This is a genomic window from Streptomyces sp. NPDC001880, assembly GCF_053594575.1.
Genome location: NZ_JBSFET010000010.1, coordinates 65054 through 90504, shown reverse-complemented (window position 1 = coordinate 90504; position 25451 = coordinate 65054). Strand labels below are relative to the sequence as shown.

Here is a 25451-nt window from a genome sequence, read left to right as displayed (position 1 = left end):
GCCCTGGACCTGGGCTGCGCCCCGCCGTTCTCCCCCGTCCGGGACCCCGTCCTGGTGGCGGCCCGCAAGGCGGTGACCGCGGTGCGCCGGGCGGACACCGCACAGGGTCCGTCCGGCACAGGGCCCGTCCGGCCCGATCCGCCGGACGGGCACTCGGTGCGCGGTGCCCGGCTCCGACGGATCAGCGCTCGGTGCTGGTGTGCACGTACTCGACGAGCCGGGTCAGCGCGTCCGGGTCCATCGTCGGCATCACGCCGTGGCCCAGGTTGAAGACATGGCCTTCGAGGCCGGCGGCCGCGTCCAGCACCTCCTGGGTCTTCTCCTCCACCGTCGCCGTCGGCGCGAACAGCACCGCGGGGTCGAGGTTGCCCTGGAGCGCCTTGCCGGGCCCGACCCGGCGCGCGGCCTCGTCCAGCGGGACGCGCCAGTCGACGCCGACGACGTCCGCGCCCGCCTCCCCCATCGGACCGAGGAGCTCACCGGTGCCGACACCGAAGTGGATGCGCGGGACGCCGTAGGGGGCGACGGCCTCGAAGACCTTCGCCGAAGCGGGCAGCACCGAGCGCCGGTAGTCGGCGGGGGCCAGCGCGCCCACCCAGGAGTCGAAGAGCTGGACGGCCGAGGCGCCCGCCTCGATCTGTACCTTGAGGAAGGTGCCGGTGATCTCGGCGAGCCGGTCCAGCAGATCCGCCCAGAGCTGCGGGTCGCCGTACATCAGGGCCTTGGTGTGCTCGTGGTTGCGGGACGGGCCGCCCTCCACGAGGTAGCTGGCGAGGGTGAAGGGCGCCCCGGCGAAGCCGATCAGGGGCGTGGCGCCCAGCTCTGCGGTGAGCAGGCCGATGGCCTCGGTGACGTAGCCGACGTCCTCGGGCGTGAGGTCGCGCAGCCGGGCCAGGTCGGCGCGGGTACGGATCGGGTCGGCGATGACCGGGCCGACGCCGGGCTTGATGTCGAGCTCGATCCCGATGGCCTTGAGCGGTACGACGATGTCGCTGAAGTAGATCGCGGCGTCGACCTTGTGCCGGCGCACCGGCTGCATCGTGATCTCCGCGACCAGCTCCGGCATCATGCAGGAGTCGAGCATCGGGATGCCTTCGCGGACCTTCAGGTACTCCGGCAGCGAACGCCCGGCCTGGCGCATGAACCAGACCGGCGTGTGCGGCACGGGCTCGCGGCGGCACGCCTTCAGGAACGCCGACTCATGGGTGGCGGAGGTCTTCGTCTGCTGGCCCATGGGGCGATCGTTGGCACTCACACCAGGAATCTTCGCACGAAGCCGTATGCAGCCGGTCCCGCCCGGGTGTCCCTCCCTGCGCGAAGCGCCGGTTCCGCCTACTCTTCCCCGCATGGCTCCGGCTCAGGGACAGTTCTCCGATCAAACCGATGGCGCTGACAGCAAGGACGGCGAGGAAGGCGGTTCCGTCCCGCCCGCGTTCCGGTCGGCGGTGGACGCGTTGCATTCGGCGCGGCTCCGGCCCGAGCTGGAGGTGGAGCCGACGAGGCCGCCCAAGCGGCTGGCTCCGTACGCGTACGCCCTGGAGGCCGCGGTCGTCGACGGCGAGGACGATCTCGCCGACGGCCGCCTCGTACTGCTCCACGACCCGGCCGGGCACGACGCCTGGCAGGGCACCTTCCGCCTGGTGACGCTGGTGCGGGCCGAGCTGGAGCCGGAGATGGCCTCCGATCCGCTGCTGCCGGAGGTGTGCTGGTCCTGGCTGACCGGCGCGCTGGAGGCGCGCGGCCTGTCGTACGGGGAGGCGGGCGGCACGGTGACGCGGGCGGGCTCGCACTACTTCGGCGTGCTGGGCACCAGGCGCCCGGCGACCCAGATCGAGATCCGGGCGTCGTGGACGCCGCGCGAGGGCCGCGGCGGGGTGCCGGACGCAGCCGCGCATCTGATGGCGTGGGGCGACCTGCTGTGCCAGATCGCCGGCCTGCCGCCGTCGGGCCCCGCCGACGCGGCGGTGGTGACCCTCCCGCAACGGCGCGGCCCGCAGGTTTCCTGACCTTCTCGCCGCGTTCTTCGCCGGACTTCATCTCTGGCCGAAATCACCCCCCACCCGTAACCGTGCGTCACATACGTCACCCAGTTACCGGCGTTCTTTTCGTACAATCGATCGCATGTCCGATTTGCCCGAATTGTTACGCATGAAATCGTGATCTTCCCCTAAAGGAGCACGGGTCTGCTGCCGAAGAGGTCAATGACCCTTCAAGCACGGTTCGCCCCGGCTTCATCCCCGAGCCGGCCCGTCCCGCCACTCCCCAGGAGGCCTGGTGTCCGTTCTCCTAGAGCAGCCCGCAAGCCTGGTCGCCTACCGCCCGAACAAGCCGACGGCCATGGTCGTCGTGGCCGACCCGCGCGTCCGTTCCACCGTCACCCGCCATCTGTGGGCCCTCGGAGTACGTGACGTCATCGAGGCATCGTCCATCGCGGAGGCTCGTCCCCGCGTCGGCAATCCGCGCGACATCTGCGTAGCCGACGTCCACCTGCCCGACGGTTCCGGGCTGACCCTGTTGTCCGAAACCCGAGCAGCCGGCTGGCCGAACGGCCTCGCCCTGTCCGCCGCCGATGACATCGGCGCCGTACGCAACGCCCTCGCGGGCGGTGTGAAGGGTTACGTCGTCACCGGCACACGTACCAATATCGGCCACCCCACCCGTCCCGGCGTCGCCCCCATCGGCGCCAATGCCGCCCGTATGCACCGCCGGCCGCCCGGCACCCCGAGCCACCCGGGCGGCTACCGCGAACTGTCCGGCCGTGAGGTCGAGGTCCTCCGGCTGGTCGCCGAGGGCCAGTCCAACAAGGCCATCGGTGTCTCCATGGGCCTGTCCGCCCTGACCGTCAAGAGCCACCTCGCCCGTATCGCCCGCAAGCTCGGCACCGGGGACCGCGCGGGAATGGTAGCTGTCGCCCTGCGCACGGGAATCATCCACTGACGCCCGTGCTCCGGCGGGTCCGCGCAGGCACGGACCGGCTGGTTTGCATGCATCGGCGCCCGTCGGCGGAACGTTCCGTCGACGGGCGCCGTACATACACAGATACCCTTTACACGTGACCGACGCCCAAGAGACCGCAGCAGACACTTCACTGCGAACCACCGGGGGCGCCCCCCCGGACGACGTCGCCCCGGCGCCGATCCCCTTGCTCGAACCTCGCGAGGGCATTCCCCCGGTGGTGGCGTCCGACGACGCCCTCGCCCGGGTGATCGCCGCCTTCGCCGCGGGCTCCGGCCCGGTGGCCGTCGACGCCGAGCGGGCCTCCGGCTACCGCTACGGCCAGCGCGCCTATCTCGTGCAGCTGCGCCGTGACGGCGCGGGCAGCGCGCTGATCGACCCCGTCGGCTGCCCCGACCTGTCGGGCCTCGGCGAGGCCCTGACCGGCAGTGAGTGGATCCTGCACGCCGCCACGCAGGACCTGCCCTGTCTACGCGAAATAGGGATGACTCCCACCGGGCTCTTCGACACGGAGCTGGCCGGGCGGCTCGCCGGTTTCCCGCGCGTCGGCCTCGGCGCCATGGTCGAGAACGTGCTCGGCTACTCACTGGAGAAGGGCCACTCCGCCGTCGACTGGTCCACCCGCCCGCTGCCCGATCCCTGGCTGCGCTATGCGGCGCTCGACGTCGAGCTGCTGATCGACCTGCGCAACGCCCTGGAGGACGAGCTCGACCGGCAGGGCAAGCTGGGGTGGGCCCACGAGGAGTTCGACGCGATCGCCTCGGCGCCGCCCGCTCCCCCGCGCAAGGACCCCTGGCGCCGCACATCCGGCATGCACAAGGTCCGCCGTCGCCGCCAGATGGCGGTGGTACGGGAGCTGTGGACGGCGCGCGACCAGGTCGCGCGGCGTCGTGACATCTCGCCGGGCAAGGTGCTGGGCGACGCCGCGATCGTCGAGGCGGCGCTCGCGCTCCCGGCCAGCGTCCAGGCGCTGACCACGCTGCCCGGGTTCGGCCACCGCATGGGGCGACGCCAGCTGGAGCAGTGGCAGGCGGCAGTCGACCGGGCCAAGGCGCTGCCGGACGTCGAGCTCCCCCAGCCCGGCCAGACCCTCGCCGGTCCGCCGCCGCCCCGCGCCTGGGCGGACAAGGACCCCGCCGCGGCGGCCCGGCTCTCGGCCGCCCGCGCCGCAGTGTCGGAGCTCGCCGAGCGGCTGCACATGCCGCAGGAGAACCTGATCACCCCGGACACCGTGCGCCGGGTCTGCTGGGAGCCGCCCAAGAACCCGACCCCGGACACGGTGGAAACCGCGCTCGCCGGATACGGGGCGCGCCGCTGGCAGATCGAGCAGGTGGCCCCGCTGCTGCTCCGCGCGCTGACGCCGGCGGCCTGAGGGACTTCGACGGGGCACGATCGCGCCAGGTTGCGCGGCCGCCGGCCGTGTGGTGTCACTGATCGCCGGACAGGCTGATTCCAGCCCGTCCGGCGATCGGTGTTCTCGGACCGGTCCGAGCTCACCGCCGCCGCGGTCCGGGACGGAGAGGGTCCGCGCACCCGGCCCCGCCCGGGTGTGACCTTCGCCGCTCCCGTCGTGGGGGGTGGGCAGTCTGGTTACCCGCAAGTAGCATGATGGTGGCGGCCGCGCTTCCGGGCGTGCCGCGCAGCAGTGCCATCCCGCCCCCTGGAGGAGAGCCACCGTGCCTCGTACCATCCGGGACGTCGTCTTCGTCGACGGCGTCCGCACCCCGTTCGGCAAAGCGGGCCCGAAGGGCATCTACCACGAGACCCGCGCCGACGATCTCGTCGTGAAGGCCATCCGGGAGCTGCTGCGCCGCAACCCGGACCTCGACCCCGCGCGGATCGACGAGGTCGCCATCGCCGCGACCACGCAAATCGGCGACCAGGGCCTGACGCTGGGCCGTACCGCCGGGATCCTGGCCGGGCTGCCGCAGTCCGTCCCCGGTTACTCCATCGACCGCATGTGCGCGGGCGCCCTGACCGCCGTCACCTCGACGGCCGGCTCCATCGCCTTCGGCGCGTACGACGTCGTCGTCGCCGGTGGTGTCGAGCACATGGGCCGCCACCCGATGGGCGAGGGCGTGGACCCGAACCCGCGCTTCGTGTCGGAGAAGCTGGTCGACGAGTCCGCCCTGTTCATGGGCATGACCGCGGAGAACCTGCACGACCGGTACCCGCAGATCACCAAGCTCCGCGCCGACGAGTACGCGGTCCGCTCGCAGGAGAAGGCCGCCAAGGCGTACGCCAACGGCAAGATCCAGCAGGACCTGGTGCCGATCTCGGTGCGCCGCACCAACGCCGAGGCCGGCGAGACCGGCTGGGGCCTGGTCACCGCCGACGAGCCGATGCGCCCGGGTACGACCCTGGAGTCGCTCGCCGGTCTGAAGACCCCGTTCCGTGCCCACGGCCGGGTCACCGCCGGTAACGCCGCCGGTCTCAACGACGGCGCCACCGCCTCGCTGCTCGCCGCCGAGGACGTCGCCCGCGAGCTGGGCCTCCCGGTCAGGATGCGCCTGGTCTCGTACGCCTTCGCGGGCGTCGAGCCGGAGGTCATGGGCTACGGCCCGATCCCGTCGACCGAGAAGGCCCTGGCCAAGGCCGGGCTGACCATCGACGACATCGGTCTGTTCGAGATCAACGAGGCGTTCGCCGTCCAGGTGCTCGCCTTCCTCGACCACTACGGCATCGCCGACGACGACGCGCGCGTCAACCAGTACGGTGGCGCCATCGCCTACGGTCACCCGCTGGCCTCCTCCGGTGTGCGTCTGATGACGCAGCTGGCCCGCCAGTTCGAGGAGCAGCCGGAGGTCCGTTACGGCCTGACGACGATGTGCGTCGGCTTCGGCATGGGCGCGACGGTCGTCTGGGAGAACCCGCACTTCGACAAGGCAGACGGAGGCAGCAAGTGAGCGAGCGCAGCGAGCGAACAGACAAGAGGTGCAGCCTGAGCGAATGCTGGGCCGAGCGAAGCGAGGGTCAGGCATGAGCTCCACCACTGAGCTTCTGAAGGGTGCGGCCGAGCTGTTCCCCGACGAGGTCGTCACCCGGGCGCACGTACGCCACCTGGACCTTCCGGCAGGCGCGGGCCGCTTCGCCCTCATCACGCTGGACAACGGCCTGGACCACACCAAGCCGACCACCTTCGGACCGCAGTCGCTGGCGAACCTCAACACCGCCGTCGACCAGGTCGAGAAGGAGGCCGCCGAGGGTGCGATCACCGGTGTCGGCATCACCGGCAAGCCGTTCATCTTCGCGGTCGGCGCCGACCTCAAGGGCGTCGAGCTGCTGAAGAGCCACGACGACGCGCTGGCCATCGGCAAGGGCGGCCACGACGTCTTCCGTCGCCTCTCCGGCCTCGCGGTCCCGACGTTCGCGTACTACAACGGCGCGGCGATGGGCGGCGGTGTCGAGGTCGGCCTGCACTGCTCGTACCGCACCGTCTCCAAGGCGCTGCCCGCCTTCTCGCTGCCCGAGGTCTTCCTCGGTCTGGTCCCGGGCTGGGGCGGCTGCGCGCTGCTTCCCAACCTGATCGGCGCCGACCGCGCGGTCTCGGTCATCATCGAGAACTCGCTGAACCAGAACCGCCAGCTCAAGGGCAAGCAGGTCTTCGAGCTCGGGATCGCCGACGCGCTCTTCGACGGCGCGGACTTCCTGGAGCAGTCGCTGATCTGGACCGCGAACGTGCTGAACGGCACGGTCGTGGTGGAGCGTCCGGAGGTCGACCGCGGTGAGGCCTGGGACCAGGCCGTCGCGCGGGGCAAGGCCATCGCCGACTCCAAGGTGCACGGCGCCGCCCCGGCCGCGTACCGCGCGCTGGAGATCATCGCCGCGGTGAAGAACGGCGACCTGGGCGCCGGTTTCGACGCCGAGGACGAGGCCCTCGCGGACCTGATCATGGGCGGCGAGCTGCGCTCCGGGATCTACTCCTTCAACCTGGTCCAGAAGCGCGCCAAGCGCCCGGCCGGCGCCCCGGACAAGGGCCTGGCCCGTCCGGTCACCAAGGTCGGCGTCGTCGGTGCCGGCCTGATGGCCTCCCAGCTGGCGCTGCTGTTCCTGCGCCGCCTCGAGGTGCCGGTCGTGCTGACCGACATCGACCAGGAGCGCGTCGACAAGGGTGTGGGCTACGTCCACGCCGAGATCGAGAAGCTGCTCGGCAAGGGCCGGATCAACCAGGACAAGGCCAACCGCCTGAAGGCCCTGGTCTCCGGTGTGCTGGACAAGGCGGAGGGCTTCTGTGACGCCGACTTCGTCATCGAGGCCGTCTTCGAGGAGATCGGCGTCAAGCAGCAGGTGTTCGCCGAGGTCGAGGCGGTCGTCCCGGCGCACGCGATCCTCGCCACCAACACCTCGTCCCTCTCGATCACCGAGATGGCGTCGAAGCTGAAGCACCCCGAGCGGGTCGTCGGCTTCCACTTCTTCAACCCGGTCGCGATCCTGCCGCTGCTGGAGATCGTCCGCGGCGAGCAGACCGACGACGCCTCGCTGGCCACGGCGTTCGGTGTGGCGCGGAAGCTGAAGAAGACCGCGGTGCTGGTGAAGGACGCCCCGGCGTTCGTCGTCAACCGCATCCTGACCCGCTTCATGGGCGAGATCCAGAACGTCATCGACGAGGGCACCCCGGTCGAGGTCGCCGAGAAGGCCATCGAGCCGCTCGGCCTGCCGATGTCCCCGCTGGTGCTGCTGGAGCTGGTCGGCCCGGCCATCGGTCTGCATGTCTCCGAGACCCTGAACCGCGCCTTCCCGGACCGGTTCACCGTCTCCGAGAACCTCGCGGCGGTCGTCAAGGCCGGCAAGCGCGGCTTCTACGTCTACGATTCCGGCAAGCCGGAGCTGGACCCGGAGGTCGCCGCCCTCCTCAAGCAGGGCGATGTCGTCCTGTCCGAGGAGCAGGTCCGCGACCGGGTCCTGGACGCGGTGGCGCAGGAGATCGGTCTGATGCTGGACGAGGGCGTCGTCGCCGAGGCTCAGGACATCGACCTGTGCCTGATCACCGGCGCGGGCTGGCCCTTCCACCTGGGCGGCATCACGCCGTACCTGGACCGTGAGGGCGTCTCGGAGCGGGTGAACGGCAAGAAGTTCCTCGCCCGGGGCGTGGCGAGCGTTCCGGCGTAACACCCGCGGCCGGGCAGCACCGAACGGGCCGTACGGAGACCTCTCCGTACGGCCCGTTCCGCATGGGGCGAGGCCGGTGCGCGGACGGGTCCGCGTACGGCCGTGATGTGTCATGCCACATGTGCGCGTCAGCGCGCCACGACGACCAGCGCATCGGCCACCGCGCGTTCCCGTACCGGCGCTCCCTGCGCGTTCCTGGGCCGGTTGCGGAGCCGTCCGTTCACCACCATCGTGGTGGAGCCTGTGCCGTCGAGGTTGATGACGCGTCCCCGGTAAGGCCTCACGTTCCCTGCGCCCGGCCTCCGAGCGCTCCGGGTGTCGCGCCGAGGTCTCCGACATGGACCGTCACCCGGCCGAAGTCGCCGTACGCCTCGGTGCGGAGCCACTCCTCCGGCGCGGTGACGCGGGGAGCCGGGTGCACGCGGGCGGCGGGCAGCGCGGCGACGGGGCCCGAGGGGCCGAGATCGGCGGCGCTCGCCGTCCCGAGGGCGTCGATCGCCTCGTGGACACGCTCGCAGTTGCCCGCGCCGCGGTGCGCGAAGAACTGTTCCGCGCGCTCGCGGTAGGGGCTCTCGACGGTGAAGTTCCGGGCCATCGAGGCGATGATCTCGTCGACGGCCTGGTCGACCGTACGGCAGACCGGGCCGAAGCCGTGCTCCGTCAGATCGAAATAGCCCCGCTTGTAGTGGCGTCCGTAGAAGTCCTCCTCGTCGAAGGGCACATGGACGAGCGGGATCCCCATGTAGGCCACGTCGAAGAAGACGGACGAGTAGTCCGTGACCATGAGGGAGCACTCCTTCATGGCTTCCTGGACATTGCGCGTCCCGGGGTCGGCGACCTCGATCGCGGGGGAATCGATCCGGAAGTTGTGCAGGTAGGGCCGGATCTCGTAGTGCGGGAAGAACTCCAGGTCGACGCCGAAGTGTTCCAGGGCCGCGGTGAGCCGCCGGTCGGAGAGCAGCGACCGGTAGAACCGGAAGTACTCGGACTGGGTGAAGGCGGTCTTGGCCGGACCCGCGGACTTCTTGTAGGAGGCCGTGACGATCCACTGCCGCCAGGTCGGCATGAGCAGGATGCGCGGACGCTTCCTCGGCTCGCGCCGCAGCGCGTCGAACCTGGGCAGGCCGGCCAGCACCGCGCGGTCGCCGAAGCCGGCCTCGCGCGCCAGGTAGGCGTGCTCCTGGCGGCCCGTGGTCACGATCATGTCGTAACCGGTGACCCGCTGGTCCACACCCGATGTCACGTCGTTGTAGATGATTCCGTGCTGCAGAAAGACCCGCTGATACTTCAGCAGCTCGCCGAACCGGTGCAGGAAGAGCACCTTCCGGTAGCCCGCGGGCAGCAGATACGACTCGGAGTCGTACGAGCCGATCAGCTTCGTCGCATGCAGCAGATACATCCGGTGCTTGAAGGAACCGAGCTTGATCACCCTGCCGTAGGGGGCGACCTTCTTGTAGTCGGGCGAGTTCCCGTCGATGACGTAGTACGCCTTGCGCCGCTTGCGGTGCGTCCGCATCCACTGGAAGAAGTGGTACGAGTTGTCCTGGGCCGTGTCCGACCGTTCACCGATGAGCCAGATCTCACGGCGGTTGAGGAACGGATGGACGAGCCAGTAGGCCAGACGCATCCGCCAGCCCGGGTTACGGGTCTTGAGAATACGGATCTCACGGGTCATCCGCCACAGCAGGTGCTTCGTCCGCGCGCCGGCTCTCCGGTCGACGAGGCGCAGGTGCAGCGCGTCCTGCCCCCCGATGGTCAGCATGTAGGGGTGGCCGGCGATCCGGCCGGGGCCCTTCAGCCGGTGCAGCGGAAGACGCGCCTTCATGACGATGTTGCGCTGCCGCGAATGATCCACACGGTGCACCCGGAGGCGGAAGTCGCCGACCCCGAATCCGCTGCGCGCCAGGTCCTCGACCGGGATCTCCGCGTACCAGCCGGCGTACAGGTCCCGGCCGTTGCGGGTGTTCCACAGGTCGCGGCGGGCGACCTGGCGCAACGGTACGACGATCTTGGCGTGCGCGGTCTGGTAGACGAACTCCAGCGGGTTCTCCATGGGGCCGCTGATGTTCATGCCGGGGAAGGCCAGGCAGCCCTCCACGACCAGCACATCGCCTCGGGTACGGACCGATTCGACGACGACGTTGGGGTCGTTGACGCGGGCGGTCCGGGTGTTCCGGGTGCCTCCCACGAAGGTCCGGTGGAAGCCGTCGTCGTCGATCTCCAGCTCCAGCGGGGCGTTCTCCAGCGCCGGTTCCGGGTTGCAGAAGAGCCCGAAGTTCCCGCTCTTCGCCGCGTAGTGGTCGAGCTGCTGGGCGGGGTTGGTGGCGTATTCGAGGATGACCTCGTCGGGTATCTGCGCGTAGTGGCGGCAGATGTCCGGGAACATCTCCTCCAGCTGCGTGCGGCCCATGACGTTGCGGGCGTTGCACAGGAAGCCCTTGTAGGTACGGGTCACATAGCGCTGGAACATGTGCCGGACGTCGGCCCGCTCGGTCGCTGTGTAGTCCAGCAGGAAGTGGTTGAGCCGCAGGTGGTCCCGGTAGTTCGCCGGCTTGCTCCACAGGGAGTCCATGATGGACGACCCGTCGGGGCGCCCGCGGTAGTAGTACACCGGACGGTCGACCAGGCTGATGGCGCCGGCCCGCAGCATGCTCGGCAGCGTGACCCAGGAGTCCTCGAAGTGGACTCCTTCGCCGAAGCGCACCCCGAGCCTTCGCAGCAGTTGCGTGCTGAACAGCTTGTTGCACGCGGATCCGCTGAAGATCAGATCGGGTACGGAGGCGAAGTCGTCGATGAGGCGGTCGCCCTGGCCGAAGTACTGCTTCCAGGGACCGTAGGGCCGGTCGGGGAAGTTCACCAGGTCGCCCACGACCAGCTCGGAGCCGTCCCGCCAGGCCGCCTGGAGCATGTGCGACAGGGCCCGTTCGCCGAGGATGTCATCGGAGTCGAGGAAGGTCACATACGGTGCGGTGACCCGGTCCAGGCCGTTGTTCCGGGCGTTCCCGAGTCCGCCGTTCGTCTGGTGGACGACCGTGACGTTGGCGTAGTACTGCGCGAAGTCGTCGAGGATCCGGGGTGTCTCGTCGGTGGCGCCGTCGTCCACCAGGATGACCTGGGTGGCGGCGAAGCCCTCCTGGGCCGCGATCGAGCCGAGGCAGTCGTCCAGATACTTGGCCACGTTGTAACAGGGCACGACGACGGCCATCTCGAAGGGATGGTCGAGGCGGGATATCGGCGGGTGGAGCCGGTCGCGCCACCACATCCACGGCGCGTCGGGGTCGTTCTGCGCGGACTCGAAGGTCCTGCGGCCCGCCGTCGCCGCCCGCAGGGCGAGGTTGCCGCTGATCGTGCGGTAGCCCTCCAGCTCTTCCCCGTGTGCGAAGAAGGTCAGCCCGGAGAGTTCCACGTCCCGCACATTGAGCGGGGAGCGGGACCTGGCGCGGTTCCACTCGACGACGACCGATACGTTCCAGACCGTGCTTCCGGAGAATTCGCCGCCGAGGACGGAGGGCAGGTCGACGGTTCCCCCGAAGCCGACGAACCGTTCGTCGACCTCGGTGCCGTCGACCGGGACCGTGACGTCCTTCTTCGTGTGGCGGTTGCGTACGGCCAGGGTCAGCTTGAGGTCGTGTCCGGGCTCGATCCGCCCGAAGCGGTTGACCAGCCTGCCCTCGAAGCGGAGCTTCCCGTCGTCCACGGACCACGTGTCGAGCTGGGCGAAGAGCGGTTCCTGGGCGAGCTTGGCCGCCGAGAGGCCGAGCTCCGTCACATCGAGCATGCGCCGGGCGTCCGGCAGGTGCAGATGATCACCCGACCAGTACACCCGTCCGTCCTCCTCCACGAGGAAGGAGGACAGCACACTCTTGCGCTGCACGTAGTCGAGCGTGGTGAGCGCGGCCTCGATCTCCTGGTACATGACGAGATAGGCCCTGACCCGGTCGACCGGGTCGCACAGCTCGAAGGCCTCGTCGCTGATGGAGAAGAGGTAGTTGCCCGCGATCTCGGCGAATCCCTGCTGGAACTCCGGGTCGCCCTCCGCCAGCGCCCGCATGTACAGGCGCAGGTCGTGTGCGAGGAATTTCGAGTCCTTGCGGACCTTGAGCTGCCACAGGCCGCGGTCGAGCAGGAACGCGTCCGTGGCCCGGTGCACCGTGACCCGGTCGTTGATGGAGCGCAGTTCGCCCGTGCGGCCGGTGATCGATCCGCCCTCGGGCTCCCACATCCACCGGTAGACGGGGTCGGTGATGATGGTGATCCCGTCGGCAAGGCAGCCCGCCACGGTGGAGAAGTAGGTGTCCTCGTAGAAGACCCCCTCGGGGAACCAGACCCCGCCCGCGCGGAGGAAGTCCACCCGATACAGCTTGGCCGCCGCGATCGGGTCGGCGAGCATCAGCGGGAACTCCACCAGACCGGGCACGGTGCGCGCCAGCGCGTACACCTCGGGGGCCCAGCCCTCGCTCTCGCCGGTGGCCCGGTTGACCCGGACGGCCTTGCCCGCGGTGATGTCGCTGCCGCTCTCCAGCGCGCCGGCCAGCAGCAGCTCGCAGGCTCGGGGCGGAAGTTCGTCGTCGGCGTCGAGGAACATCACGTACCGGCCGGCGGCCTGGGCGATGCCGAGGTTGCGGGGCGCGCCGACGCCGCCGCTGTTGGCGGGCCGGCGGAGCACCCGCACGCGGTGGTTGTTCCCGGCGAAGTTCTTCACGACGTCGAGGGTGTCGTCCGTGGAGGCGTCGTCGACGACGACGACCTCGACCAGCTCGTACGTCTGGTTGACGGCGGACTGGAGTGCCTTGCCGATCGTCGTGGCCGCGTTGTAAGCGGGGATGACCACCGTGACCCAGACGTCGGGTGTGTCCTGTTCGTGGTTCATCCGAAGCTCTCTCTGTCGCCCGGGTATCCATGGGTGGGCGGCACGGCATAGGGGGCGTAGACCTGATGCTGCCCCTGTGCCGGGTGGTCGTGCCCCTGCGTCGCCGGCCGGTACATCTGCGTCGGCTGCTCCGGAACCGGCAGAACCTGCGTCTCGTACGAGAGACAGGGCTCGGGGTACGGCTGGAATCCGGGGACCTCGTAGGGCGGCGGTGCCTGGAGTGCCGGGTCGGCGAGCAGGTCGCCCTGCACACCGCGGCGGTGCCGGCCCCGGCGGAGGTGGGGGGCGATGGAGCCCGCGCCGGACGGGGTCTGCGACAGCTCGGCCATCACATGGGTGAAGTCGCGGGTGGAGAGCCAGAACTTGTACATGATGATCAGCTCGAAGATCCCCAGCAGGATCGCGGAGATCACCGTGGTCAGGAGGATCTGGCCGATCAGCGGCCCCACGATGAAGACGAACATCTGGAACTCGATGCCGCTGATGAGGTGCGGCCTGATCCGGCTGCGCAGCAGCGCCTGCCGCACCCTCAGGTACCAGGGGAAGCGGTGGCGGAACTGGGCGTGCAGGTCGACCACCTGGCCCGCGCCCGCCTGTTCCTTGAGCAGCTCCGCCTCGGCCTCGGGGTTCTCCCGCAGCAGGTCCTCCATGAACCGGATCTGCTGTCCCTCGGGCTCCGCCTGGTTCTCGCCGGCGGCAGCGCGTTCCGCCTCACGGCTTTCCTGGGTGACCTTCTCGATCTTCGTCCGCATCGACATGCGCATCTTGTAGATCTGCAGCGCGTCGACGTATCGGAGCATGTCGAGGAACACGACCATCAGCGCGGCGAGCAGAAACCTTTCATCACCGTGGCGCAGGTACTGCCCGCCCATCAGGGCGAGGGCACAGAAGAGCACCCGGATGCGGTCGAAGACGTAGTCGAGCCAGCCACCGAAGACGGTGCCGTTGCCCTTGAGCCTCGCGAGCTTCCCGTCGATGCAGTCGAGGATGAAGCTCAGGTGGTAGAGCGCCGCCCCGATGATCAGGGACTGCGTGTCGCCCTTGAGGAAGAACCCGGCGGAACCGAGCCCGACGAACAGGGCCGCCCAGGTCACACGGTTGGGCGTGATGAAGTTGAACCGCGCCATCACGATGAGCATCCGCGTGGCCACGGGGTCGACCAGGATCACCGTCCACCACGCGTCACGCTTCTTGCAGGTGAGCTTCTGAACGGCACGCAAGGACAGCTTGGCCATAACCCCTCAGTCACGAGAACGACAGCGGCAGGCCCCCGTCCATCCATACACAGTCGAGGGGCATCCGAATGTTCACGAAACTCCCCCCAACCCTTCACATTGAAGATTCACAGACTTTATCAAAATCTGAACAGGTTTCGGCCACCCTCGTGGCCAAAAAGATCCCTAAGACCAGCGATCGGTCACGCTGTGTACCAGTGACCGAATCCGAATCCCTCGGACGGTGACTCTCGGTGAGAGAGCGCCAGCTGTGACCCAGCTGTGAGCGTCGCCAAAGTAACAACGCCCGCACGATCCCGGACAACTGCGGGCATCACCGTCGAATCCGCGGTGACCTCGTTCCACCACACACCCGCGTCCGCCCGGCCCTCGGCATGCATCCCCACCGCGCAGGCGCCTTCGGGGCCGGACCGGATCAGCAGGGAGTACGCCCAGCCGTCCACCTCGACGCCCCGGGTGCCGGTGACGGGACCCTCTCCTTCGGCGCCGCCGAGCGGCACCGGGCCGGTCGCGCCCGGCCACCAGACGCAGGGTTCGTTGGTCCTCAGGTCCCGGAAGAGAATCGTTCCGGGCTCCGGCCCGGCCGCCATCGATCCGGGGCAGGGCGAGAGCGGAACCGAACGGTCCTCGGCCCATGCTCCGTCGGGCCCCGAGCGGTGCCAGCGCAGTACCGCGGCGGAGTCCCGTGCCCGGGCGAAGAGTTCGACCTCCCCGCCGGCCGTGGTCACGGCGACGAGTTCGTCGGCGACGCGGACGCCTCGCAGGTGCTGCCACGGAGTCCAGGCGCCGTCGGCCCCCTGGTGCCGGAGGCTCACGCTGTGCCCGAAGTTGCGTACGAAGACGAAGAGGCCGCCGGCGCCGTCGAACGCGGCCGCCGGGAAGCCGACCTCCCGGCCGCGGTGCCTGTTGCCGGAGTTCGGGCTGCCCAACGAGTGCCACGGGGTGAGCGGGTGGCCGGTTCGGTACTGGGCGGCCCGCACCACCGCGACGTCGTCGCCGCCGTCCTTGAGCGGGGTCCGGCGGAGCGCGAAGAGATGCGGGAAGCCGTGCGCGTCCCGGACCACCCGGAGGGCGGGCATCAGCCGCGGGCCGGGCAGGAGTTCCGGCCCCTGCCAGGCCGTACCCCCCGGTTCGCGTTGCGTCCACCGCACGACGCCCGCCGCGGAGGGCAGGAAGGCGGTGAGCCTGCCGTCGAATCCCTCGGTCAGCCAGTGCGCCGGGTGCGGGTAGCGCAGCTGCGGAGCGGCGCCGGGCCGTCCGTCCGCACCGGCGCGGTGACAGTCGACGAGGACCGGGGTCCCCGACTCCAGCTGGAGTTCGCGGGCCGCGGTCAGCGCAGCGAGCGCGGCGTCGGCGTTCTCGGCCGGCTCGTCGTGCACGGGGACATCGCGTTCCTCGTCGTACGAGACATGCACCGGATCGGGGTCCGCCAGGCGCACCCGCTGCGGGCGCAGTGCGCGCAGCTCCCGGAGCAGCGCGTCGCCACCGTCCTGGGTACCGATGGTGCGCGGGGAGCCCGCGACCTTGCAGCCGCGCCGTCCGGCGTCCGCGAGGGCGCGGTCCAGCGCCGCCCGTCCGTCCTTGCCGTCCTCCTCGACGCACAGGACGGTGAGCTCGACACCGGCGCCCTCCGCCGCGACCAGTGCCACCGCCTCGCGATGGCGTGCGGCGACGATCGTCACGCGCTCCGCGGAACCCGCTGCGCTCATACCCGGCTCCAGTCGCCGAGGGTGAGCCCCTGGCCTTCCTCCTGGCGTGCGACGGCCAGCCCGCCGTCGGCGCCGACGGCCGCGACGACCGCTCTTCCGTAACCGTCGGCCGCCAGAACGGGATCTCCGGTGCAGCTCATCCCGGTACCGGTCCACCAGAACCCGGACTGCTCGCCCTCGGTCGCACAGACCCCCAGGTGGACCGTCCCGTCGGCCCCGCGGACCGCGAGCACCGTGCAGTCGAAGCCGTCCACCGTCGTCCGGACCGCGGCGATGCCGCCGTCCCCGGGGTTGCCCCCCAGCGGCAGCGGCCGGCTGCCCGCCCGGATCGCGACGGCACCGGAGCCCCGTGCGTCGGTCAGGTAGTAGGTCAGCCGGCCCGGGGCCGTCTCCAGCGCGGTGACCGATCCGGGCAGGGGAACCACGGCCGCGTCGTATCCGCGTACCAGGGCGCCGCCCGGCTCCGACTGCCGGAGCTGGAGCGCGGCGGTACGGGTGGGGACCAGGACCTCCACCAGGCCGGACGAGGCAGCCGCGGGCGCCGGTCCGTCGGTGCCGCCGGAGACCTGGAGCTGCGCCCACGCCTCCCACCGGCCCCCTTTGTCCTCGTGGCGCAGGGCGACTCCGCCCGGTCCGGTCGGGACACAGACGTACAGCGCACCGTCGCTCGTGACCGCGGCGGCCGGGGCGCCGATCTCGACCGCCCTGTCGATCTCCTTGAACGGATTGCCCAGCGAGCGCCACTGCGTCATCGGGCGGCCCGTCTGGTACTGCGTGGCGTACATGATGTCCACGTTCGTCCAGCCGTCGGCCTGCTGCCGGACCCTGCGCCCCAGCAGATGGGCGTAACGATTCCGCCCCTGCACCACGGTGAGCCGGTCGATGTCCTTCGCGGGCAGGACGTCCGGTCCCGCCCACCGCCGGCCACCGGGGACGGACTCGGTCCATCGCAGCACGGCACCGGCGACATGGACGTACGCGGTCAGCCTGCCGTCGTGCCCGGTCAGCAGCCAGGGACCGCCCAGGACGTGGGAAAGCCGCCCGGACGCCTCCGCCGCGGGCCCGCTCCGCCGATTCGCTTCACGTGGGGAGGCGCTGCGCATCGCCGTCGGTCACCCTCCCTGTGAGCAGGCCCGCGCAGGTCACGAGCTCTGAATCAAGCCATCATAAACAAGCCATGGCATGCTCAGGCCGAGGTGGCAGCGGCGGGAGGGCGTCGTGCCGCGGGGTGCCTGAGGCACCAGCCCTCCCACGCCGAGGCGACCATCTCGCGCGCGTCGTGCCGTGCGGACCAGCCCAGCTCGGTACGGATCCGGTCGGCCGAGGCGACGACCCTCGCCGGGTCGCCCGCTCTGCGCGGCGCCGAGACCGGAGCCGAATCGGCCCCGTACCCCGTCACCTCACCGATCAGTTCGATCATCTCGCGCACCGAGACGCCCTCACCCCGGCCGATGTTGACGGTCAGATCGGTGCCGGGCTCCCGGTCGAGGAGCGCCCGCGCCGCCGCGAGGTGCGCCGAGGCGATGTCGTCGACATGGATGAAGTCGCGTACGCAGGTGCCGTCCGCGGTGTCGTAGTCGTCGCCGAAGACCACCGGGGCCGCCCCCTGCGTCAGCTTCTCGAAGACCATGGGCACCAGGTTGAAGACACCCGTGTCGGCGAGGGCCGGTGTGGCCGCCCCGGCGACGTTGAAGTACCGCATCGAGGCGGTGGCGATGCCGTGCGCCTTCCCCGCGGCTCGCACCATCCACTCGCCCGTCAGCTTGGTCTCGCCGTAGGGGTTGATCGGGGCGCACGGAGTCGTCTCCGTCACCACCCGTACGTCGGGCATTCCGTAGACGGCCGCCGAGGAGGAGAAGAGGAACGCCCGCACCTCGCTGTCGGCCACGGCCTCCAGCAGGGTCTGCAGGCCCTGCACGTTCTCCCGGTGGTAGAACAGCGGGCGCTCGACGGACTCCGCCACCTGCTTCTTCGCGGCGAGATGGACCACGCCCCGCACCGGCAGTTCCGTCAGAGTGCTCCGCAACAGGGCCGCGTCGAGCGTCGATCCCTGGATGAACGGGACATCCGCGGGCACTCGCGAGCGGTCGCCCGTCGAGAGATCGTCGTACACGACGACCGACTCACCGGCCTCGCGCATAGCGCGGACGACATGCGCCCCGATGAAGCCCGCCCCACCCGTGATCAACCAAGTCATGAACGAATAGTAGTTCGAGCAGTACAGATCATGATTCCAGGGGCCAAAACACCCATTCGCACGATCCTCTGTTCTATAGTGCACGCTCAGTCATGCATACACGGACCGGCCACACCCCCCACCCGAGTCCCCCACGCACTTCACAGCCCACCTCGGGCCATGAGATTTGAGGACTCGACCAGGATGAGCCACGACGCCATGACACAGGGCATGCACGACGGTCGTCCGACCTCCGGTGGTGGCGGACGGACGCGGCGGGGAGCCCCTCGCAAGCGCCGCCGCGGCCTCAGGATCACTCTCGGCGTCCTGCTCATCCTGCTGCTCGCCGCCGGCGGCACCGTCTACTGGCTCTACAGCCGCCTCGACGGGAACATCACGGGCGTGGACATCGACAAGACGCTCGGCGACGACCGCCCCGAGAAACTGCCGACCAGTGGTCAGAACCTGCTGGTGCTCGGCTCCGACTCGCGGGCCGGTGCCGAGAACAAGGAGCTGGGCGGCGGCGGCGATGTCAGCGGCGCCCGGTCCGACACCGCGATGGTGGTGCACATTCCCGAGGGCCGGTCCAGGGCGGTCGCCGTGTCCATACCCCGGGACACCCTGGTGTCCCGGCCCGAGTGCACCAAGGCCGACGGCTCCACGGTGCCGTCGGCGAACCGTGTGATGTTCAACTCCGTCTACTCTCAGGTCGGTCCGGCCTGTGTGGTCAAGACCGTCGAGAAGATGTCCGAGGTCCGGATCGACCACTATCTGGAGATCAACTTCGCCGGGTTCAAGGATCTGGTGGACGCCATCGGGGGCGTCACGGTCGATGTGCCACAGGACATCCACGACAAGTCGTCCGGCCTCGATCTCACCAAGGGCCCGCACAAGCTCGACGGCACCGAGTCGCTCGCGTACGTCCGTACCCGCCACGGCATCGGGGACGGCAGCGACCTCGGCCGGATCGGGCTTCAGCAGCAGTTCCTCCTCGCCCTGCTGAGCGAGGTCAAGTCGCAGGACCTGCTGGGCAGTCCGGCCAAGTCCTACAAGATCGCCAGCTCGGCCACCAAGTCGCTGACCACCGACGCGGGGCTCGCCTCACTCACGTCGCTCGCGGACTTCGCCCGGTCGATGAACGGCGTGGACCCGAGCACCATGGAAACCGTCATGCTGCCGGTGGCGTACGACAAGCAGGACCCCAACCGTGTGGTGGCGGCCCAGCCCCAGGCCGACGACCTCTGGAAGGCCATCCGCAAGGACGGCACGATCCCGGAATCCGCGAAGAAGTCCCCCGCCACCGGGGACTGACGGCGCAAAGGGCACGACCGGGACGCCGCAGCTCCGCCGTCCTTCGACGGAGCTGCGGCGCGCGGACGGAGCTACGGCCGGCCGAGGTCCTCGTTGATCCGGCTGTGCGCGCGTCCGTAGGCGAAGTAGACGACCACGCCGATGGCCATCCAGACGCCGAAACGCAGCCAGGTCTCCGCGGGAAGGTTGAGCATCAGCCACACCGACGCGGCCACCGAGAGGATCGGGATCAGCGGTACCCACGGGGTGCGGAAGGCGCGGTGGAGTTCGGGGCGGGTGCGGCGCAGCACCAACACGCCCAGGGCGACCACGACGAACGCGAAGAGCGTGCCGATGTTCACCAGCGTCGCCAGTTCGTTGATGCTGGTGAAACCGGCGACGATCGCGATGATCACGCCGAGCAGGACGGTCGGGCGGTACGGGGTGCCGAACTTCGGGTGCGTCTTGGAGAAGAACCGCGGCAACAGTCCGTCCCGGCTCATCGCGAAGAAGACCCGGGTCTGTCCCAGCAGCAGGATCAGGCAGACGGTGGTGAGGCCGATCGCGGCACCGAAGCTGATGAGTCCGGCGTAGACGGGATGGCCGACGGCCTTGAAGGCATCGGCCAGGGGGGCCTCCACCGACAGCTCCGAGTAGTGCTGCATGCCGGTGACCACCAGAGACACGGCGACATAGAGCACGGTGCAGATGAAGAGCGAGGCGAGGATGCCACGTGGCATGTCACGTTGCGGATGCTTCGTCTCCTCGGCCGCGGTGGCCACCACGTCGAAGCCGATGAAGGCGAAGAAGACGATGGAGGCGGCGGTGAAGATGCCCATGACGCCGAAGTTGGTGGGCGCGTAACCGAACATCAGCTGGACCAGCGGCGCGGTCAGTCCGGAACCGGAGGGCTGCGGCTGCGCCTCGGGGATGAACGGCGAGTAGTTGGCGACGTTCACGAAGAACAGTCCCGCGATGATCACGATCAGCACCACCGCGACCTTGATGGCGACCACGACGGTCGTGACCCGGGCGGACAGCTTCATGCCGAGCACCAGCACCACGGTCAGCACGAGCACCAGGGCGAAGGCCAGGATGTCGAAGCCGAAACCTTTTGCCGCATCCGGTCCGGAGAGCACCTCGGGCATGTGCCAGCCGAAGTTGTCCATCAATGAGCGGACGTAACCGGACCAGCCGACCGCCACCACCGCCGTGCCCAGGGCGAATTCCAGCACCAGGTCCCAGCCGATGATCCAGGCGACCAGTTCACCGAGAGAGGCGTACGAGAACGTGTAGGCGGAGCCGGCGACGGGGACGGTGGAGGCGAACTCGGCGTAGCAGAGCGCGGCCAGCGCGCAGACGGCGCCGGCGACCACGAAGGCGAGGGCGGTGGCGGGTCCCGCAGTCTCCTTGGCCACCTTGCCGGTGAGGACGAAGATACCGGTGCCGATGATGACGCCCACCCCGAAAACCGTGAGGTCCAGTGCGGAGAGGGACTTCTTGAGCGCGTGCTCCGGCTCCTCGGTGTCGCGGATGGACTGCTCGACCGTCTTGGTCCGGAACAGTCCGTCGCTGCTGGGTGGTGTGTCCTGCTGGGCAGTCACCGGCGTACCTCCACGCACTCGTCGTGTACGCCATGATTTGGGACCGCGTCGGCGGCGCAGGGCTCCGCACCGGGCGATTTCACGCAAATGGGCCGGTCGGACCACCCGTACAGGGTGACCCGACCGGCCCCTCGGCCGTATCGGTGCGTGCTCCCGCGGGCTCCCACCCGGGGCTGTCCGGCCCCGATCCGCCGGACCGCCGCCTGGCCGCGTCAGTCGCGGGCGGGCTCGATCACGGAGCGGGTGTCGGCGGCGCTTCCGAAACGGCCGTCCAGCTTGGCCACGAGGCCGGTGACCTGGCGGGCGATGTCCGGCGCGGTCAGCCCGATCTCGGCCAGGACCTCCTTGCGGGAGGCGTGGTCGAGGAAGCGCGGCGGGATGCCGAAGTCGCGCAGGGGTACGTCGACCCCGGCGTCGCGCAGGGCCTGGGAGACGGCGGAGCCGACACCGCCGGCCCGGCTGTTGTCCTCGACGGTGACGACGACCCGGTGCTGCTCGGCGAGCGGGGCCATGGCCTCGTCGACCGGCTTGACCCAGCGCGGGTCCACGACGGTCGTCGAGATGCCCTGGGCCTCCAGCAGTTCGGCGATCTCCAGGCACATCGGGGCGAGCGCACCGACGGAGACCAGGAGGACGTCGGGCCGGGTGGTGCCGGGCTCGCGCAGCACGTCCATGCCGCCGACCCGGCCGACGGCCTGGACCGCCGGGCCGACCGCTCCCTTGGAGAAGCGGACCACGGTCGGTGCGTCGTCGACCTCGACGGCCTCGCGGAGCTGGGCGCGGACCTGGTCGGCGTCGCGCGGGGCGGCGATCCGGAGCGTGGGCACGCACTGGAGGATCGACATGTCCCACATGCCGTTGTGCGAGGCGCCGTCGGTGCCGGTGATCCCGGCCCGGTCCAGGACGAACGTCACACCGCACTTGTGCAGCGCGACGTCCATCAGGACCTGGTCGAAGGCGCGGTTGAGGAAGGTGGCGTACACCGCGAAGACGGGGTGCAGTCCGCCGGTGGCGAGGCCGGCCGCGGAGACCGCGCCGTGCTGCTCGGCGATGCCGACGTCGTAGATCCGGTCCGGGAACGCCTTCTCGAACTTGGTCAGGCCGACCGGCTGGAGCATGGCCGCGGTGATTGCGACGATGTCCTCGCGCTCCTTGCCGAGCTTGACCATCTCCTCGCCGAAGACGGAGGTCCAGTCGAGGCCCGAGGTGGCGACCGGGAGGCCGGTGTCGGGGTGGATCTTGCCGACGGCGTGGAAGCGGTCGGCCTCGTCGAGCAGGGCGGGGGTGTAGCCGCGGCCCTTCTCGGTGAGGCAGTGCACGATGACGGGGCCGCCGAAGCGCTTGGCGCGCTGGAGAGCGGACTCCAGGGCCTCGATGTCGTGACCGTCGATCGGGCCGACGTACTTCAGGCCGAGGTCCTCGAACATGCCCTGCGGGGCGATGAAGTCCTTCAGCCCCTTCTTGGCCCCGTGCAGCGTCTCGTACAGCGGCTTCCCGACGACGGGGGTGCGCTCCAGGATGTCCTTGCCGCGGGCCAGGAATCGCTCGTAGCCGTCGGTGGTGCGCAGCGTCGCGAGGTGGTTGGCGAGGCCGCCGATGGTCGGCCCGTAGGAGCGCTCGTTGTCGTTGACGACGATGACGAGCGGGCGGTCCTTGGCGGCGGCGATGTTGTTCAGCGCCTCCCAGGCCATGCCGCCGGTGAGCGCGCCGTCACCGATGACCGCGACGACGTGGTCGTCCTTGCCCAGCACCTCGTTGGCCTTGGCGAGGCCGTCGGCCCAGCCGAGCACCGTGGAAGCGTGCGAGTTCTCGATGATGTCGTGCTCGGACTCGGCACGGGAGGGGTAGCCGGAGAGGCCGCCCTTGCTCTTGAGCTTCGAGAAGTCCTGCCGGCCGGTGAGGAGCTTGTGCACATAGCTCTGGTGACCGGTGTCGAACAGCACCTTGTCCTTCGGCGATTCGAAGACCCGGTGCAGGGCGATGGTGAGCTCCACCACGCCCAGGTTGGGGCCGAGGTGGCCGCCGGTCTTCGATACGGCGTCGACGAGGAAGGTCCGGATCTCGTCGGCGAGCTGGTCCAGCTGCTCGGGAGTGAGCCGGTCCAGGTCACGCGGTCCACCGATGCGGGTCAGCAGAGCCACCCGTGCCTCCTTGCGTCTTGGGCTGGTCGAGCATGCCGATCCGATGAGTCTAATGTTCCGCTCGTCCGCTCGGGCATCGGGCATGGAGTGTGCTGTCCCACCCCGTGCCCGGCGCCCGGAGATGCCCGGCGCCCGGTTCGGGGCGCCGGGCGCCGGACCCGTGCGGCGTGGTGATCGCGCGCGGGCCGCGGCCTACGCGCGGCCCGCGGTCTTCTGGGTGCGGCGGGAGACCGAGTCGATGACCACGGCGGCCAGCAGCACCGCGCCGGTGATCATGTACTGGATGGCGTTGGCCATGCCGATCATGTTCAGGCCCTGCTGGATCGACTGGATCACGATCATGCCGAGCAGCGCGGACCAGACCTTGCCCCGGCCGCCGAAGAGGCTGGTGCCGCCGATGACGGCGGCCGCGATGACCAGCATCAGCGTGTTTCCGCCGCCGACGCCCTTGGTGGCGCCGCCGGAGAGGCTGGCGATGAAGAGTCCGCCGAAGGCGCCCAGCATTCCGGAGAGCGCGAAGACGGTGATCCGGATCCGGTCGACGTCGATACCGGCACGGCGCGCGGCCTCCGGGTTGCCGCCCACCGCGAAGACCTGGCGGCCGAAGGTGGTGCGGCGGGCCACGAAGTCCGCGACGACCAGCACGGCGAGGAAGAGCACCAGGGCCAGCGGCAGGCCGCGGGCGCCGGAGGGCTCGTTCAGCACGTACGCGACGGCGAAGCACAGGATCGCGACAATGCCCGTGCGGAGCAGGACCTCGGTGGTGGGACGGGCCGGCAGCCCCGCGGCCCCGCGGCGTCGGCTGTCCATCAGGAGCGACGCGGCGTGGGCGAGGACGGCGACCAGGGCGAGACCGTATGCGGCGGCCTTGTCCTCGAAGAAGTAGTTGGTGAGGTTCTCGACGATGCTGCCGGACGGTGTGTTGATCGAGCCCTCACCGCCCATCATCCACTCCTGCAGGCCGCTCCAGCCGAGGAAGCCCGCCAGGGTGACGACGAAGGCCGGCACCCCGATCCTGGCGAAGAAGAATCCGTGCAGCACGCCGAGCGCCATGCCGCAGAGCACCGCGACGATCACCGCCGACCAGTCGTTCCAGCCGTGGTTGACGCTGAGCACGGCCCAGACGGCCGCGCCGACACCCGCGACCGAGCCGACGGACAGGTCGATCTCCCCGAGCAGCAGCACGAAGACGATGCCGACCGCCATGATGCCGAGGCCGGAGCTGTAGACGGCGATATTGGCGAGGGAGCCGGCGGAGAGGAAGCTGCTGTTCTGGAACTGGAAGACGACCGCGATGACGATCAGGCCGACGAGGACCGGCAGTGAGCCGAGCTCGCCGCCGCGCACCTTGCGGATGAACTCGGACCAGTAGCCCTTGAAGCCCTCCTCGCGGACGAGCAGGCGCGGGTCGACCGCGGGGGCCGGGGCCGCCGGCGGCTCGGCCGCAGGTGTCGCCGCGGGCTTGTCATCGGCGGTTCCAGGGGTCTTGGCGAGGTCGCTCACTGCGCGTCCTCCTTCGAGGCTGTGCGTGCCTGGCGGCGCGTGACGGCGTTGTCCGTGGCACCGGTGATCGCGGAGATGACCTCCTCGTTCGACGTGGTCGCCACGTCGAAGACTCCGTTGTTGCGGCCCAGCCGCAGCACCGCCACCCGGTCGGCGACGGCGCGCACATCGGCCATGTTGTGGCTGATGAGGATGACGCCGTGGCCGCGCTCGCGCAGCCGCTCGACGAGGTCGAGGACCTGGGCGGTCTGCTCGACGCCGAGGGCGGCGGTCGGCTCGTCGAGGATGACGACCTCGGGGTCACCGATCAGGGCGCGGGCGATGGCCACGACCTGGCGCTGGCCGCCGGAGAGCGAGGCGACCGGGATGCGGACGCTGGGTATCCGGATGGACAGCGTGTCGAGCAGTTCCTTGGCGCGCTTCTCCATGGCGATCTCGTCGAGGACGGAGGCCTTGCGCAGTTCGCTGCCGAGGAAGAGGTTGGCGACCACATCGAGGTTGTCGCAGAGCGCCAGGTCCTGGTAGACGGTGGCGACTCCGAGCTCCTGGGCGTCGTTCGGCCGGTTGATGCGTACCGCTTCGCCCTCCCACTCGATGACGCCTTCGTCGATCGGGTGGACACCCGAAATGGTCTTGACCAGGGTCGACTTGCCGGCGCCGTTGTCGCCGACCAGGGCGAGCACTTCGCCGGAGCGAATCTCCAGGTCCACATCGGTGAGCGCCTGAACGGCGCCGAACCGCTTGGAGATTCCGCGCAACGCCAGCACGGGCGTAGCGGACACGTGAATCATCTCCTTCGCCGCCTGACCGGCGGGGACGGTACTGCTGAGCACAGGGGCGGAGCCGGTCGCCGGGCCGC

At 69.9% G+C, this 25451-nt stretch carries 17 protein-coding genes; 6 read left to right on the top strand and 11 right to left on the bottom strand.

The annotated features are described in order from the left end of the window. Nucleotides 1-181: 181 nt before the first annotated feature. Nucleotides 182-1255 (bottom strand): uroporphyrinogen decarboxylase, encoded by a 1074-nt coding sequence (hemE, locus tag ACWCQ6_RS08915; RefSeq protein WP_451086942.1) that lies wholly within the window; start codon nt 1253-1255, stop codon nt 182-184. A 91-nt stretch (nt 1256-1346) separates the two neighbouring features. Here hemE and ACWCQ6_RS08910 point away from each other — a divergent pair, with 91 nt between their 5' ends. From ACWCQ6_RS08910 to ACWCQ6_RS08890, 5 genes are all read left to right on the top strand, one after another. Then, nucleotides 1347-2006 carry a DUF3000 domain-containing protein gene (locus ACWCQ6_RS08910; protein ID WP_451086940.1) on the top strand — a complete coding sequence of 220 codons (660 nt, stop codon included), beginning with the start codon at nt 1347-1349 and terminating at the stop codon, nt 2004-2006. A gap of 268 nt (nt 2007-2274) precedes the next feature. Then, on the top strand, nt 2275-2937 hold the full coding sequence (locus ACWCQ6_RS08905) for a helix-turn-helix transcriptional regulator (RefSeq protein ID WP_024488613.1): 663 nt from the start codon (nt 2275-2277) through the stop codon (nt 2935-2937). Nucleotides 2938-3052: 115 nt separating this feature from the next. Next, the gene (locus ACWCQ6_RS08900; RefSeq protein WP_451086938.1) at nt 3053-4327 is read left to right on the top strand and encodes an HRDC domain-containing protein; all 1275 of its coding nucleotides are present in this window, start codon (nt 3053-3055) and stop codon (nt 4325-4327) included. Nucleotides 4328-4631: 304 nt separating this feature from the next. Then, nucleotides 4632-5861: a thiolase family protein gene (locus tag ACWCQ6_RS08895; protein WP_451086936.1), complete on the top strand. Its 1230-nt coding sequence runs from the start codon at nt 4632-4634 to the stop codon at nt 5859-5861. Between the two features lie 73 nt (nt 5862-5934). Beyond that, nucleotides 5935-8064: a 3-hydroxyacyl-CoA dehydrogenase NAD-binding domain-containing protein gene (locus ACWCQ6_RS08890; protein ID WP_451086934.1), complete on the top strand. Its 2130-nt coding sequence runs from the start codon at nt 5935-5937 to the stop codon at nt 8062-8064. Between the two features lie 128 nt (nt 8065-8192). On the opposite strand, the gene ACWCQ6_RS08885 is transcribed toward ACWCQ6_RS08890, so the two are convergent. The 6 genes from ACWCQ6_RS08885 to galE all read right to left on the bottom strand — a co-directional run bounded on the left by ACWCQ6_RS08885 (nt 8193) and on the right by galE (nt 18075). Beyond that, nucleotides 8193-8348, bottom strand: a complete 156-nt coding sequence (locus ACWCQ6_RS08885; RefSeq protein ID WP_451086932.1) for a phosphodiester glycosidase family protein — start codon at nt 8346-8348, stop codon at nt 8193-8195. Continuing rightward, nucleotides 8345-12934 carry a bifunctional glycosyltransferase/CDP-glycerol:glycerophosphate glycerophosphotransferase gene (locus ACWCQ6_RS08880; RefSeq protein ID WP_451086930.1) on the bottom strand — a complete coding sequence of 1530 codons (4590 nt, stop codon included), beginning with the start codon at nt 12932-12934 and terminating at the stop codon, nt 8345-8347. Before ACWCQ6_RS08880 ends, ACWCQ6_RS08885 begins: the two co-directional genes overlap by 4 nt. Beyond that, nucleotides 12931-14169 (bottom strand): CDP-alcohol phosphatidyltransferase family protein, encoded by a 1239-nt coding sequence (locus tag ACWCQ6_RS08875; RefSeq protein WP_451086928.1) that lies wholly within the window; start codon nt 14167-14169, stop codon nt 12931-12933. Before ACWCQ6_RS08875 ends, ACWCQ6_RS08880 begins: the two co-directional genes overlap by 4 nt. A gap of 182 nt (nt 14170-14351) precedes the next feature. Then, on the bottom strand, nt 14352-15878 hold the full coding sequence (locus tag ACWCQ6_RS08870; RefSeq protein WP_451086925.1) for a hypothetical protein: 1527 nt from the start codon (nt 15876-15878) through the stop codon (nt 14352-14354). Further along, nucleotides 15875-16981: a hypothetical protein gene (locus tag ACWCQ6_RS08865; RefSeq protein ID WP_451086923.1), complete on the bottom strand. Its 1107-nt coding sequence runs from the start codon at nt 16979-16981 to the stop codon at nt 15875-15877. Before ACWCQ6_RS08865 ends, ACWCQ6_RS08870 begins: the two co-directional genes overlap by 4 nt. An 83-nt stretch (nt 16982-17064) precedes the next feature. After that, nucleotides 17065-18075: a UDP-glucose 4-epimerase GalE gene (gene galE, locus ACWCQ6_RS08860; RefSeq protein WP_451086921.1), complete on the bottom strand. Its 1011-nt coding sequence runs from the start codon at nt 18073-18075 to the stop codon at nt 17065-17067. 210 nt (nt 18076-18285) lie between these two features. Between galE and ACWCQ6_RS08855 the strand changes: the two genes are divergently transcribed. Further along, nucleotides 18286-19365: an LCP family protein gene (locus ACWCQ6_RS08855; RefSeq protein WP_451087067.1), complete on the top strand. Its 1080-nt coding sequence runs from the start codon at nt 18286-18288 to the stop codon at nt 19363-19365. A gap of 71 nt (nt 19366-19436) precedes the next feature. On the opposite strand, the gene ACWCQ6_RS08850 is transcribed toward ACWCQ6_RS08855, so the two are convergent. The 4 genes from ACWCQ6_RS08850 to ACWCQ6_RS08835 all read right to left on the bottom strand — a co-directional run bounded on the left by ACWCQ6_RS08850 (nt 19437) and on the right by ACWCQ6_RS08835 (nt 25383). Next, nucleotides 19437-20948: an amino acid permease gene (locus ACWCQ6_RS08850; protein WP_451086919.1), complete on the bottom strand. Its 1512-nt coding sequence runs from the start codon at nt 20946-20948 to the stop codon at nt 19437-19439. A gap of 212 nt (nt 20949-21160) precedes the next feature. Further along, nucleotides 21161-23089, bottom strand: a complete 1929-nt coding sequence (gene dxs / locus ACWCQ6_RS08845) for a 1-deoxy-D-xylulose-5-phosphate synthase (RefSeq protein WP_451086917.1) — start codon at nt 23087-23089, stop codon at nt 21161-21163. 192 nt (nt 23090-23281) lie between these two features. Further along, complete coding sequence (locus ACWCQ6_RS08840) at nt 23282-24592, bottom strand: sugar ABC transporter permease (RefSeq protein WP_451086915.1); 1311 nt, start codon at nt 24590-24592, stop codon at nt 23282-23284. Further along, entirely contained in the window at nt 24589-25383 is a 795-nt protein-coding gene (locus ACWCQ6_RS08835; RefSeq protein ID WP_451086913.1) for an ATP-binding cassette domain-containing protein, read from the bottom strand. The genes ACWCQ6_RS08840 and ACWCQ6_RS08835 overlap by 4 nt, the downstream gene beginning before the upstream one ends. Between the last annotated feature and the right edge of the window lie 68 nt (nt 25384-25451).